Genomic DNA, 13,544 nt, shown 5'->3' with positions numbered 1-13,544 from the left:
CGGTGAGTTGGGACCCCGGGGCGGCCGCGGGTCCGTAAAATCGCGTGGGTGAGCGTGAACCAGACTGACCCGATGATCGGCCGTCTCATCGAGGGTCGCTACGAGGTCCGTTCGCGCATCGCCCGCGGCGGCATGGCCACCGTGTACCTGGCGACCGACCTCCGGCTCGAACGCCGTGTCGCCATCAAGATCATGCACGGCCACCTCGCCGACGACGCCTCGTTCAAGGAACGGTTCATCCAAGAGGCACGCTCTGCCGCCCGACTCGCCCACCCCAACGTCGTCAACGTCTTCGACCAGGGGCAGGACGACGACTCGGCCTACCTGGTGATGGAGTACCTGCCCGGAATCACGCTGCGAGAGCTGTTGCAGGACCACAAGGTGCTGACTCCCGAGCAGGCCATGGACATCCTCGAGGCCGTGCTCTCCGGCCTCGCCGCGGCACACCGGGCCGGCATCGTGCACCGCGACCTGAAGCCCGAGAACGTGCTGCTCGCCGACGACGGTCGCATCAAGATCGGCGACTTCGGCCTGGCCCGTGCCGCCACGGCCAACACGGCCACGGGTGCCGCGCTGCTCGGCACCATCGCGTACCTCTCCCCCGAACTCGTGACCCGGGGCATCGCCGACACCCGCAGCGACATCTACGCCCTGGGCATCATGATGTACGAGATGCTCACGGGTGAGCAGCCCTACAAGGGCGATCAGCCCATGCAGATCGCGTACCAACACGCGAACGACACCGTCCCCACACCCAGCACGGCGAATCCCCGCGTACCCGTCGAGCTGGACGAACTGGTCCTCTGGGCGACGGCACGAGACCCCGAGCAGCGCCCCCGTGACGCCCGGGCCCTGCTCGACCAACTCGTCGACGTGCAACGCGTCCTGGCCGATCCCTCGGGCCCGCCGGCCAACCGGACGATGGTGCTGCCCGCGGCCGCGATGACGTCGGCCTTCCCGACGGGCCCGACGGGTGAGACCCAGGTGCTGCCGAAGGCACGCCACCGGACCGGGCCCGTCCAGCCCGAGACCGGCGACGCCGCCGCGACACTCGGCGACCTCTCCGATCGGCGTCGTCGGCGCGGTCGCGTCCTGATGGCGCTCGTCGTCGTGATCGCCCTCCTCGCCGGTGGAGTCGGCTGGTGGTTCGGTTCGGGTCCGGGAGCCCAGGCCTCGGTCCCCGACGTCTCGGGCCAGGACCCCGCCGCGGCCTCGGCTGCCCTGACGTCGGCCGGCTTCGTCGTGGCCCCGGACCCGCAGTCGGACTTCTCACCGGTGATCCCCTCGGGCCAGGTCTCCCGCACCGACCCCGACGCCTCGACCCGGGTGCAGAAGGGATCGACGGTCACCCTCGTCGTGTCGCAGGGACCTCGCCAGTTGTCGGTGCCGACCGTGGTCGGCGAGACCGAGTCGGCAGCCGCCGACGCCCTCTCCGACTTCACCCTCGAACAGAGCTCGAGCCAGTTCGACGAGTCCGCGGCCGGCACGGTCCTCGCCATCAGCGGCGTGGACGGTTCCGGCGCCGCGGTCGACCTCACTTCGGCCACCCAGTACGGCGAACAGCAGCCGGTGACGCTCACGGTGTCGCTCGGCCCCGTCCCCGACGTGGCGGGCCTGTCCGTCGAGGAGGCGCAGAGCGCCCTCACCGAGGTGCAGCTGACCGGTGTCGAGAGCGGCACCGAGTTCAGTGACGGCGTCGCCGCCGGAGAGGTCATCCGCTACGAGCAGCAAGCCGAGGGGCCCCTGCACCAGGGCGACACCGTAAACCTCGTCGTGTCGAAGGGGCCGCCGCCCGTCGAGATCCCCGACGTCCGAGGCAAGACGATCGACGCCGCGACGGCGCAGCTCCAGGGCCTCGGATTCAGGGTGAGCTACCCCCGGTGCACGGCGTTCACCTGCGCGTTCTACGACTGGGAGGCTCGCCTGCCCGTCACCGCGAGTGACCCCGAGGCCGGCCTGACCGCCACCAAGGGTGCGACCATCGCCCTCACGTACCGGGTCGAATGACCCCCGGCGACGTCGCACCGTCGGCGCACCCGGATCATGACGAGGGCCCCGTGACCGACGGTCACGGGGCCCTCGTGGCCGGAGGCACAGGCTAGTCCGCGGCCAGTTCTTCGGCGACGAGGAAGGCCAGTTCGAGCGACTGCATGTGGTTCAGACGCGGATCGCAGAGCGACTCGTACCGCGTGGCGAGCGTCGCCTCGTCGATGTGCTCGGAGCCGCCCAGGCACTCGGTCACGTCGTCGCCGGTCAGTTCGATGTGGATGCCGCCCGGGTGGGTCCCCGCGGCGCGGTGGGCCTCGAAGAAGCCCTTCACCTCGTCCATGATCTCTTCGAAGCGGCGGGTCTTGTAGCCGGTGGGGGTCGTCAGACCGTTGCCGTGCATGGGGTCGCTGACCCACAGGGGCGTCGCGTCCGCGCCCTTGATGGCCTCGAGGAGGGGCGGCAGGGCGTCTCGGATCTTGCCGGCTCCCATGCGCGTGATGAAGGTCAGACGCCCGGGCTCGCGCTCGGGGTCGAGCTTGTCGATCAGGCGCAGCATGTCGTCCGGCGTCGTCGTCGGGCCGAGCTTCACGCCGATCGGGTTGCGCACCCGGGACAGGAAGTCGACATGCGCACCGTCGAGCTCTCGCGTGCGCTCACCGATCCAGACGAAGTGGGACGACAGCACGTAGGGCGTGCCCGTCCGGGAGTCGATGCGGGTGAGGGGGCGCTCGTAGTCCATGAGCAGCCCCTCGTGGCTCGTGTAGAACTCGACGCGCTTGAGCTCGTCGAAGTCGGCGCCCGCCGCCTCCATGAATCGGATCGCCTTGTCGATCTCGCGGGCGAGGTGCTCGTACTGGGCGTTCGCCGGGTTGCTGGCGAAGCCCTTGTTCCAGCTGTGGACCTGGCGGAGGTCGGCGAAGCCACCCTGCGTGAAGGCGCGGATGAGGTTGATGGTCGAGGCCGAGGTGTGGTAGCCCTTCACCAGCCGGGCAGCGTCGGCCCGCCGGGACTCGGGTGTGAAGTCGTAGCCGTTCACGATGTCGCCGCGGTAGGCCGGCAGCGTGACCCCGTCGCGGGTCTCGGTGTCGCTCGACCGCGGCTTGGCGAACTGGCCCGCCATGCGACCCATCTTGATGACCGGGACGGACGCACCGTAGGTCAGGACGACCGCCATCTGCAGGATGGTCTTGACCCGGTCGCGGATCTGGTCGGCCGTCGCTCCGGCGAAGGTCTCGGCGCAGTCACCGCCCTGCAGCAGGAAGGCCTCACCTCGGGCCGCCGACGCCAGGCGCTCGCGCAGGGTGTCGACCTCGCCCGCGAAGACCAGCGGCGGCAGGGACGACAGCTCGGCCGACGCGGCCTCGACGGCTGCACCGTCGTGCCATGTGGGCTGCTGCTTGATGGGGAGCGTGCGCCAATGGTCGAGACCGTCGATCACGTCGGGATCGGTGACGACGAACGGTTCGGTGAGCTGGGCCACGGTCTTCCTTGCCAGTTGACGGTCTCGAGGCCGAACGACCTCGACAGGCGAGCCTACCGTGAAAGGGTGGGGCGCTTCTCTTTGACGCTGGTCGCGTAGACGTCGCTGTACTGCTGGCCGCTGAGCGCGTTGAGCTCGTACATGATCTCGTCGGTGATCGACCGCAGGATGAACCGGTCACCCTCCATGCCCTCGAACCGACTGAAGTCGAGGGGTTCTCCGAAGACGATGCCCACCCGGTGCAGGCGGGGGATCTTCGTACCGGTCTTCATGACCTTCTCGGTGCCGATCATGGCCACGGGGATGACGGGCACGTGCCCCTCGAGGATCATGCGGGCCACCCCCGTGCGCCCTCGGTACAGCTTGCCGTCGGGGCTGCGGGTGCCCTCGGGGTAGATGCCGAGCTGCTCGCCCCGTCGGAGCACCGACAGACCCGTCGCGAGCGACGCCTCGGACGCCTTGCCACCCGACCGGTCGATCGAGAGCTGACCCGTGGCCGTGAAGAAGAGGCGGATGGCCCAGCCCTTGATCCCCTTGCCGGTGAAGTAGTCGCTCTTGGCCAGGAACGAGATGCGCCGGTCGAGCGCGAGCGGCAGGAAGATCGAGTCGACGAACGACAGGTGGTTGCTGGCGAAGATCACGGCTCCGGACTCGGGGACGTGCTCACGACCGCTGACCCACGGGCGGAAGATCGACAGGACGAGCGGACTCGCGACCATCGTCTTCAGGAACCAGTAGAGCATCGGTGCTCCTCTCGTCGGGGCGTCGGGAGTCTAGCGGTCGGACGCGTGGAGGCGGGCGAGGTCGGCCGCCCCGACGACCCCCGCGTCGTTCACGAGCTCGGCGATCACGAACTCGGGCTCAGGGTGGTAGCCCCGCGCCGGGAGGTGCTCGAGGTACGCCGCGCGAACGGGGGCGAGGAGCAGCTCGCCCGACTGGGCGACACCCCCACCGAAGACGAACACCTGCGGGTCGAGGATCGCGCTCAGGGACGCGGCGGCCTGGCCCAGCCAGGTGCCGAGGCGCCGGAGGGCCTCGACGGCGCCGGGGTCGCCGGACTGGAGGAGGAGGCTCACGTCGTGCCCGGAGAGCTGACCCGTCTCGGCCCTGAGGTCGGCGAGGGCGCGACCGGCCCCACCCTCGTCGGCGACCTCGCCGGCGATGCGCAGCAGGGCCCGGCCCGAGCCGTACTGCTCGATGCAGCCTCGGGCGCCGCACCCGCAGGGCAGGCCGTCGGGGACGATGCGCATGTGGCCGAGCTCGCCGCCGGTGCCGAAGCCACCGCGCAGGAGTCGGTCTTGAGCGACGATCGCGCCCCCGACGCCGGTGCCGATGGTCAGCATGGTCATGTCGCTCGCCAGACGGCCGGCACCGAAGCGGAACTCCGCCCATCCCGCGGCGTTCGCGTCGTTGTCGATCGTGATGTGCAGGTCGAGCCGCTCGAGGAGTCGTGCCCGGAGCGGCTCGTTCCGCCACGCGATGTTCGGCGTGTAGTAGACGGTCGACTGGGCGGCGTCGATGAATCCGGGAGCCGCGACCCCCGCCGCGACGACGTCGGCGTGACGCGACCGGAGTGAGGTGATCATGTCGACGACCGCGTCGACGATCGCCCCGGCGTCGCCGGCCGGAGTCGCGACGCGCTCCTCGTCGACGATCTCGCCGAACTCGGTGACCACCCCGCCCGCGATCTTCGTCCCGCCGATGTCGATTCCGATTGCATGCACGAAGATCGAGTCTATCCTCGACGACCCGTCACCTCGGGCATCGTCTCCGGCGAGGTCACGTTAGGGTTGGACGACCATCGTTCGGTACCGAAGGAGCTGCCGTGAACGAACACATCGTCCCACCCGTCGTCCCTGCCGACCCGTCCGCCAACGCGACCGACCTCCTGCTGGCCCGAGCCGCGGCGACGCCGGACGAGCCGCTCTTCTCGGTGCCCGACGGCACCGGTGGCTGGCGCGACATCACGGCCGCCGAGTTCCTCACGCAGGTGCGGGCGCTGGCGAAGGGGCTCGTCGCCTCGGGCGTCGAACCCGGCGACAAGATCGGCCTCATGTGCCGCACGCGCTATGAGTGGACCCTGATCGACTTCGCCACCTGGTTCGCCGGAGCGCTGCTCGTCCCCGTCTACGAGACCTCCTCGCCCGCACAGGTCCAGTGGAACCTCAGCGACTCCGAGGCCGTGGCCGTCATCGTCGAGACCGCCGACCACTTCTCGCGGTTCGACGAGGTGCACCCCGAGCTGCCTGCCGTGACCCGCGTCTGGCAGGTCGACCTCGGCGACCTCGACAAGCTCGCCGCGTCGGGGGTCGACGTGTCGGACGACGAGCTCGAACGTCGTCGCCGCCTCGCGGTCGGCGACGACGTGGCCACCATCATCTACACCTCCGGCACCACGGGGCGGCCCAAGGGCTGCCTGTTGACGCACGCCAACTTCGTCGAGACGAGTCGCAACGCCGCGGTCGCCATGAGCGACGTCGTCGCGCCCGGGTCGTCGACCCTCCTGTTCGTCACGACGGCTCACGTCTTCGCCCGCTTCATCGCGGTGATGTCGGTCCACGCCGGGGTCAAGGTCGGCCACCAGGCCGACACGAAGCAGCTCCTGCCGTCGCTGGCGTCGTTCAAGCCCAGCTTCTTGCTCGCGGTCCCCCGCGTGTTCGAGAAGGTCTACAACTCGGCGGAGCAGAAGGCCGAGGCCGGAGGCAAGGGCGGCATCTTCCGTCAGGCCGTCGCCGTCGCGATCGCGCACAGCCGTGCCCTGGACGAGGGCACGGTGCCCCTCGGGCTCAAGCTGCGCTTCGCCCTGTTCGACCGGCTCGTGTACGGCAAGCTCAAGAAGGCCATGGGCGGCAACATTCGCTACGCCGTCTCGGGTTCGGCACCGCTCGGCACGAGACTCGGCCATTTCTTCCGCAGCCTCGACATCCGCATCCTCGAGGGCTACGGGCTCACCGAGACCACGGCCCCCGCGGCCGTCAACCTGGTCTCGAAGTTCAAGATCGGCACCGTCGGGCCGGCCCTGCCCGGAGTGGGCATCCGGATCGCCGACGACGGAGAGGTGCTCGTCAAGGGCGTCAACGTCTTCGCCGGGTACTGGAAGGCGGACGAGGCCACGGCCGAGGTCATGGACGACGGGTGGTTCCGCACCGGCGACCTCGGCGCGCTCGACGCCGACGGCTACCTGACCATCACCGGTCGCAAGAAAGAGATCATCGTCACGGCCGGCGGCAAGAACGTCGCCCCTGCCGTTCTCGAGGACCCCATCCGGGCCAACCCGCTCGTCGGGCAGGTCGTCGTGGTCGGCGACCAGCGACCGTTCATCGCCGCGCTCGTCACCCTCGACTCCGAGATGCTGCCCGTCTGGCTGAACAACGCGGGTGAGGCGGCCGACATGCCCCTGGCCGAGGCCGCGTCGCACCCGAAGGTGCGCGCCGAGATCCAGCGGGCCGTCGACGCGGCGAACACCTCGGTCTCGCGGGCCGAGTCGATCCGCAAGTTCGAGATCCTGCCCGTCGAACTCACCGAGGCCGGCGGCCACCTGACACCGAAGATGAGCGTCAAGCGCTCCGTGGTGCTCGACGACTTCGCCCAGCAGATCGCGGACATCTACACGGCGCACCCCGACACCGAGTCCGTCCGCACGGTCACGGCGCGAGAGCGCTGATCAGGCCCGCCACCAGTCGGCGGCCCGGATCTCGCGCATGGCCTCACGCTTGGTCTCGGGCTCGAGGGTGAGCACGTAGAGCGTGCCGTCGAGGTGGTCGGTCTCGTGTTGCAGGGCCTGGGCCATGAGCCCCGTCCCCTCGAGCACGACCTTCTCGCCCTCGAGGTCGACCCCCTCGACCCGGGCGTACTCGTAGCGTGGCGTGGGGAACCAGAACCCGGGCACCGACAGGCAGCCCTCGTCCACGAGCGTCTTCTCACCCGACACCTCGACGACGACGGGGTTCAGCACGTACCCCACCTGCCCGTCGACGTTGTAGCTGAAGGCCCGGAGCGACACCCCGATCTGCGCGGCGGCCACGCCCGCGCGGCCGGGCTCGCGCACCGTGTCGAGCAGGTCCTCGACGAGGGACGCGAGGCGCGGATCGCCGACGGTGACGGGGTCGGATGCCGATCGAAGGACGGGGTCGCCGAACAGGCGGATGGTTCTCACGCTCACGGCGCGCCTCCTGGGGTGTCTCTGGTGTGGTGGTGATGGCTTGCGGGTTCGTGCGGTGGTGGCGTGGTCGTGCGACCGGGCGCGCGGCGGACGCCCCCGTCGCCGGGTGACGCCCGTCGCCTACTCGACGACGACGAGCAGGTCGTTCGCCTCGACCTGCTGCGTGACGGGGACGGCGAGGCGGCTCACGACGCCCGCGACGGGAGACGTGATCGCCGCCTCCATCTTCATGGCCTCGATGGTCGCGACGGGCTCGCCGGGACGGACCCGGTCGCCCACCGCCACCTTGAGGGTGACGACCCCCGAGAAGGGTGCCGCCACCTGCCCCGGGGCGGTGCGGTCGGCCTTCTCGGCCGCCGTCACGTGCACGTCGATGCCGCGGTCGCGGACGAAGACCGGGCGCAACTGCCCGTTGAGCGTCGTCATCACGGTGCGGACGCCCTTCTCGTCGGCCTCGCCGATGGCCTCGAGGCCGACGACGAGGTCGACCCCGCGCGACACCGGCACGACGTGCTCGTGCCCGGGCCGCAGGCCGTAGAGGTAGTCGGCCGTCGACACGACCGAGAGGTCGCCGTAGGTCTCGCGGATCTGTTCGAACTGGGCCGTAGGGCCGGGGAAGAGCAGTCGGTTGAGTGTCGCCCGTCGCTCGGGCCCCGGCCGGGTGAGGGCCGTCGCGTCGACGTCGGACACGGGCGTGACCCCGATGTCGACCGTGCGCCCCTCGAGCACCTTGCTGCGGAACGGCTCGGGCCATCCGCCGGGCAGGTCGCCGAGCTCACCGGCGAGGAAGCCGACCACCGAGTCGGGGATGTCGTAGCGCGCGGGATCGGCCTCGAAGTCGGCCGGGTCGACGTCGGCGGCGGCCATCTGCAGGGCCAGGTCGCCCACGACCTTCGACGACGGGGTGACCTTCGTCGGCCGCCCGAGGATGCGGTTGGCGGCGGCGTACCAGTCCTCGACGGCCTCGAAACGGTCGCCGAGCCCGAGGGCGATCGCCTGCTGGCGCAGGTTCGACAGCTGCCCGCCCGGGATCTCGTGCCGGTAGACGCGGCCCGTCGGACCGGACAGCCCCGACTCGAAGGGCGCGTAGACCTTGCGCACGGCCTCCCAGTACGGCTCGAGGTCGCAGACCGCCTCGAGGGACAACCCGGTGTCGCGCTCCGTGTGCGCCAGGGCCGCGACGAGCGCCGACGCGCTGGGCTGGCTGGTCGTCCCGGCCATCGGGGCGCTGGCGACGTCGACGGCGTCGGCACCGGCACGAGACGCGGCGAGCAGGGTGGCGAGCTGGCCGCCGGCGGTGTCGTGGGTGTGAACGTGGACCGGCAGGTCGAAGTTCTCGCGCAGGGCACCGACCAGCCGCTCCGCCGCCCCGGCGCGCAGCAGGCCCGCCATGTCTTTCACGGCGAGCACGTGGGCACCGGCCTCGACGATCTGCTCGGCCAGCCGCAGGTAGTAGTCGAGCGTGTAGAGGTCTTCGGCCGGATCGAGCAGGTCGGCGGTGTAGCAGAGGGCGACCTCGGCGACCGTGGTGCCCGTGGCGAGGACGGCGTCGATCGCCGGACGCATCTGCGACACGTCGTTGAGCGCGTCGAAGACCCGGAAGACGTCGACCCCCTGGTCCGCCGCCTCGTGGACGAACGCCTCGGTCACCGCGGTGGGGTACGGCGTGTAGCCGACGGTGTTGCGACCGCGCAACAGCATCTGGATCGCCACGTTGGGCAATGCCTCGCGCAGCCCCGCCAGGCGTTGCCACGGGTCTTCGCCGAGGAACCTCAACGCGACGTCGTAGGTCGCCCCGCCCCAGGCCTCGACGCTCAGCAGTTCGGCCGTGGTGCGCGCGACGTGGGGCGCGACCGCGAGGAGGTCCGTCGTGCGCACCCGGGTCGCCAGCAACGACTGGTGGGCGTCGCGCATGGTCGTGTCGGTGACCGCAAGGGCCGTCTGGGCCCGCAGGGCGGACGCGAAAGCCACCGGTCCGAGCTCGAGCAGTCGCTGGCGCGACCCCCGAGGAGGCGCGCTCGAGAGATCGACGGACGGCAGCTTCTCGACGGGGTCGACCGTCCTTACCCCGGGCCCGTGGGGCTGGTTCACCGTCACGTCGGCGAGCCAGGCGAGGATCTTCGTGCCGCGGTCCTTCGACACGTGCGTGCGGAAGAGCCCCGGCCGTTCGTCGATGAACGAGGTGCTGAGGTCGCCGGCGGCGAAGGCGGGGTCGTCGAGCACGGCCTGGAGGAACGGGATGTTCGTCGAGACGCCCCGGATGCGGAACTCGGCCAGCCCTCGCTTGGCCCGTGCGACCGCCGCCGGGAAGTCCCGGCCCCGCGCGGTCATCTTGGCGAGCATCGAGTCGAAGTGCGGGCTGATGCGGGTGCCGGGGTCGATCGTGCCGCCGTCCAGGCGGATGCCCCCACCGCCCGGGCTGCGGTACGTCGTGATCTTGCCCGTGTCGGGACGGAATCCGTCGTTCGGGTCCTCGGTGGTGATGCGGCACTGCAGGGCGGCCCCGCGCAGCTGGATCTCGCCCTGACGCAGGCCGAGTTCGGCGAGGGTCTGCCCCGAGGCGATGCGCATCTGGGTCTGCACGAGGTCGACGTCGGTGACCTCTTCGGTGACCGTGTGCTCGACCTGGATGCGAGGGTTCATCTCGATGAAGACGTGCTGCCCCGCGCGCTCCCCCGCGGTGTCGAGCAGGAACTCCACCGTGCCGGCGTTGACGTAGCCGATCGATCGGGCGAAGGCCACGGCGTCGCGGTACATGGCCTGGCGCGTGCCCTCGTCGAGGTTCGGGGCGGGCGCGATCTCGACCACCTTCTGGTGTCGGCGCTGGACCGAGCAGTCCCGCTCGAACAGGTGGACCGTCTCACCCGTGGCGTCGGCCACGATCTGCACCTCGATGTGGCGAGGACGGACCACCGCCTGCTCGACGAACATGGTCGGGTCGCCGAAGGCGCTGTCGGCCTCGCGCATGGCGGCCTCGAGCGACGACCGCAGGTCGCCGGCACGGTCGACCCGTCGCATGCCGCGCCCGCCGCCCCCGGCGACCGCCTTGACGAACACGGGGAACCCGATCGCCTCGGCCCCCCGGACGAGCTCGTCGACGTCGCGACTCGCCGGGGTGCTCGCCAGGACCGGCACCCCGGCCGCCGCCGCGTGTTCTTTGGCCGTGACCTTGTTGCCGGCCATCTCGAGGACGTCGGCCCCGGGCCCGATGAAGGTGATGCCGGCGGCCCGTGCCGCCTCGGCCAGCTCGGGGTTCTCGCTGAGGAACCCGTAGCCCGGGTAGATGGCGTCGGCGCCGCTCTCGACCGCGACCCGGACGATCTCGGCGACGTCGAGGTACGCCCGCACCGGGTGCCCGCGATCACCGATCTGGTAGGCCTCGTCGGCCTTGAGGCGGTGCATCGACCCACGGTCTTCGTGGGGGTACACCGCGACGGTGCGGGCACCGAGCTCGTAGGCGGCCCGGAACGCCCGGATCGCGATCTCTCCGCGGTTCGCGACGAGGATCTTGGAGAACACGCGCGGGCTCTTTTCGTCGGAGGCGGTCGCACGCCGCGTCGACGTGGCTGTTGGGTGATTCAACAGTAGTGAAGGTATCGTCTGTGTCGTGCATGTACTCAGCGTCAGCTCTCTCAAAGGGGGCGTCGGCAAGACGACGGTGACGCTCGGACTCACGTCGGCCGCCTTCGCCAAGGGTCTGCGGACCCTAGTCGTCGACCTCGACCCCCAATCCGACGTCTCGACCGGCCTCGACATCACGGTCTCGGGTCACCTCAACGTCGCCGACGTCCTGGCCTCGCCGAAGGAGAAGACGGTCCGGGCCGCCATCGCCCCGAGTGGTTGGACGAAGGGGCGCCAGGGCACGGTCGACGTCATGATTGGCAGCCCCTCGGCCATCAACTTCGACGGCCCCCACCCCTCGATCCGCGACATCTGGAAGCTCGAGGAGGCGCTCGCGAACGTCGAGGCCGACTACGACCTCGTCCTCATCGACTGTGCCCCCTCGCTCAACGCCCTGACCCGCACGGCCTGGGCCGCATCGGACCGCGTCACGGTCGTCACCGAGCCGGGCCTGTTCAGCGTGGCCGCCGCCGACCGGGCCCTGCGCGCGATCGAGGAGATCCGTCGCGGTCTCTCGCCGCGCCTCCAGCCCTTGGGCATCATCGTGAACCGCGCCCGCGTGCAGTCGCTCGAGCACCAGTTCCGCATCAAAGAGCTGCGCGACATGTTCGGCCCCCTCGTGTTGTCCCCCCAACTGCCCGAGCGCACGTCGCTGCAGCAGGCTCAGGGGGCGGCCAAGCCGTTGCACGCCTGGCCCGGCGAGAGCGCACAAGAGATGGCTCGCAACTTCGACCAGTTGCTCGAGCGCATCATGCGGACGGCCAAGATCGGCGACTACGCCGAACCCGCCGCACGCTGAACGGAGGCCCCCGGGGCACGACGACGAAGGCCCCGCACGATCTCGTGCGGGGCCTTCGTCGTCGGTGCCTGCGGGACGGGGGTGCAGCGTGTCAGCTGGCGCGCGTGCCTCGTCGAGCCGCGAGCTCGTCGGACGGATCGGCGGCGGGAGTGCTGTCGATCTCGACGAGACTCGATTCGACCTCGCGCAGGACCTTGCCGACGGCGATGCCGAAGACGCCCTGGCCGCGACTGACGAGGTCGATGACCTCGTCGTCGGACGTGCACAGGTAGACGCTGGCCCCGTCGCTCATGAGCGTCGTCTGGGCCAGGTCGTTGACGCCGGCCTCGCGCAGCTGGTTGACGGCCGTGCGGATCTGCTGCAGCGAGATGCCCGTGTCGAGGAGGCGCTTGACGAGCTTGAGGACGAGGATGTCGCGGAACCCGTAGAGGCGCTGCGACCCGGAGCCGGCGGCCCCACGGATCGTGGGCTCGACGAGTTCGGTACGGGCCCAGTAGTCGAGCTGGCGGTAGCTGATGCCGGCCGCCTTGGCCGCGACGGTGCCGCGGTAGCCGCTGTCGGCGTCGTGTTCGGGCAGGCCGTCGGTGAAGAGCAGGCCCAGCTCGTAGCGGGATTCCTCGGGGGAACCTGACTCACTCATGCTGTTGCCTTCCACGTTCTTCTTCCGGAGCTCAACGTTCAACATCGGGTTGATGGTTGTACAGGACTCACGGTACCCACAACGGGGAGCTGCCTGGGCGACATCCGCTCCGAAGGGTCGGCGTGTCGAGGATATTCGCCCGGAGCGTGGGCGTCTAGGCGTCGAGGCGCCCGAGCGCCGATCGGACGAGCCCCGATCGGACCACGTCGACCTGCGCCGCCAGCTCTCGGGAGAGCTCGGCGACCCGAGCCCGCGAGGCCGCGTCGTGCTTCCGCGCGAGCGGCGCGAGGGCCGTCTCGATGAGACCGAGCTCGCGGTCGACCGATGCGCGGACCGGCCTCAGGTGTCGCGGCTCGATGCCCGACTTCGCGAGCTCGACCAGGGCCGAAAGGACCGTCACCGAGTCGTCCCCGTACCGACCGGAGGCGGGCAGGAGGGACGCCGACACGGCCTCGTCGAGCAGGCCGGCCGGGGCGCCGGCCTCGCCCAGGAGCTCGTAACGGCTGAGTCGTCGACCGTGCGTGACGATCGAGACGGGTGCCGCGCCGGAGGGGAGGGACGACGGGCGGCCGGCGTCGAGGTCGGCCAGGTGCTGCCGGATCACCTTGAGTGGCAGGTAGTGGTCGCGCTGGAGGCCCAGGATGAAGCGGAGACGTTCGACGTCGGCCGGGGAGAACTTGCGGTAGCCGGACGGAGTGCGCACCGGGGTGACCAGCTCGCGTTCTTCGAGGAAGCGCAGCTTGCTGTTCGACAGGTCGGGGAACTCGGGCTTGAGCCGTGAGAGGACCTGCCCGATCGTCAACAGGTCGGACGGCCCGGTCTGCGACGACCGGGCGACGGCGGTGCGGGGCAC

General features: G+C 70.4%; 10 protein-coding genes. 3 read left to right on the top strand and 7 right to left on the bottom strand.

Going from position 1 to position 13,544, the window contains the following annotated elements:
• The first annotated feature begins 48 nt into the window (after positions 1-48).
• A complete protein-coding gene (pknB, locus tag ITJ55_RS01050; RefSeq protein ID WP_194593742.1) occupies positions 49-2,007 on the top strand; it encodes a Stk1 family PASTA domain-containing Ser/Thr kinase in 1,959 nt (652 codons plus the stop codon).
• 91 nt (positions 2,008-2,098) lie between these two features.
• Here the strand turns inward: pknB and ITJ55_RS01045 are convergent, their stop codons facing one another.
• The 3 genes from ITJ55_RS01045 to ITJ55_RS01035 form a co-directional block, all read right to left on the bottom strand.
• Complete coding sequence (locus ITJ55_RS01045) at positions 2,099-3,427, bottom strand: class II 3-deoxy-7-phosphoheptulonate synthase (protein WP_194594672.1); 1,329 nt, start codon at positions 3,425-3,427, stop codon at positions 2,099-2,101.
• A 95-nt stretch (positions 3,428-3,522) separates the two neighbouring features.
• Positions 3,523-4,212, bottom strand: a complete 690-nt coding sequence (locus tag ITJ55_RS01040) for a 1-acyl-sn-glycerol-3-phosphate acyltransferase (protein WP_194593741.1) — start codon at positions 4,210-4,212, stop codon at positions 3,523-3,525.
• Positions 4,213-4,242: 30 nt separating this feature from the next.
• Positions 4,243-5,193, bottom strand: a complete 951-nt coding sequence (locus tag ITJ55_RS01035) for an ROK family glucokinase (RefSeq protein ID WP_194593740.1) — start codon at positions 5,191-5,193, stop codon at positions 4,243-4,245.
• Positions 5,194-5,294: 101 nt separating this feature from the next.
• Between ITJ55_RS01035 and ITJ55_RS01030 the strand changes: the two genes are divergently transcribed.
• A complete protein-coding gene (locus ITJ55_RS01030; RefSeq protein WP_194593739.1) occupies positions 5,295-7,133 on the top strand; it encodes an AMP-dependent synthetase/ligase in 1,839 nt (612 codons plus the stop codon).
• Here ITJ55_RS01030 and def read toward each other — a convergent pair whose 3' ends face one another.
• Positions 7,134-7,631 carry a peptide deformylase gene (def, locus tag ITJ55_RS01025; RefSeq protein ID WP_194593738.1) on the bottom strand — a complete coding sequence of 166 codons (498 nt, stop codon included), beginning with the start codon at positions 7,629-7,631 and terminating at the stop codon, positions 7,134-7,136.
• Between the two features lie 120 nt (positions 7,632-7,751).
• On the bottom strand, positions 7,752-11,150 hold the full coding sequence (locus tag ITJ55_RS01020; protein ID WP_194593737.1) for a pyruvate carboxylase: 3,399 nt from the start codon (positions 11,148-11,150) through the stop codon (positions 7,752-7,754).
• Between the two features lie 88 nt (positions 11,151-11,238).
• Here ITJ55_RS01020 and ITJ55_RS01015 point away from each other — a divergent pair, with 88 nt between their 5' ends.
• Positions 11,239-12,051: a ParA family protein gene (locus tag ITJ55_RS01015; RefSeq protein ID WP_056256018.1), complete on the top strand. Its 813-nt coding sequence runs from the start codon at positions 11,239-11,241 to the stop codon at positions 12,049-12,051.
• 91 nt (positions 12,052-12,142) lie between these two features.
• On the opposite strand, the gene ITJ55_RS01010 is transcribed toward ITJ55_RS01015, so the two are convergent.
• Entirely contained in the window at positions 12,143-12,691 is a 549-nt protein-coding gene (locus ITJ55_RS01010; protein WP_043595057.1) for a MerR family transcriptional regulator, read from the bottom strand.
• A 154-nt stretch (positions 12,692-12,845) separates the two neighbouring features.
• A complete protein-coding gene (locus ITJ55_RS01005) occupies positions 12,846-13,544 on the bottom strand; it encodes a MerR family transcriptional regulator (RefSeq protein ID WP_194593736.1) in 699 nt (232 codons plus the stop codon).

This window comes from Frigoribacterium sp. VKM Ac-1396 (genome assembly GCF_015350895.1).
Classification (GTDB): Bacteria; Actinomycetota; Actinomycetes; order Actinomycetales; family Microbacteriaceae; genus Frigoribacterium.
This window is presented reverse-complemented; position numbering and strand designations above follow the sequence as displayed.

What these genes read in the sequence shown, in the direction of transcription:
- ITJ55_RS01040 (WP_194593741.1), bottom strand. Translation starts at nt 4,212, where the DNA reads ATGCTCTACTGGTTCCTGAAGACGATGGTCGCGAGTCCGCTCGTCCTG.
- ITJ55_RS01010 (WP_043595057.1), bottom strand. Translation starts at nt 12,691, where the DNA reads ATGAGTGAGTCAGGTTCCCCCGAGGAATCCCGCTACGAGCTGGGCCTG.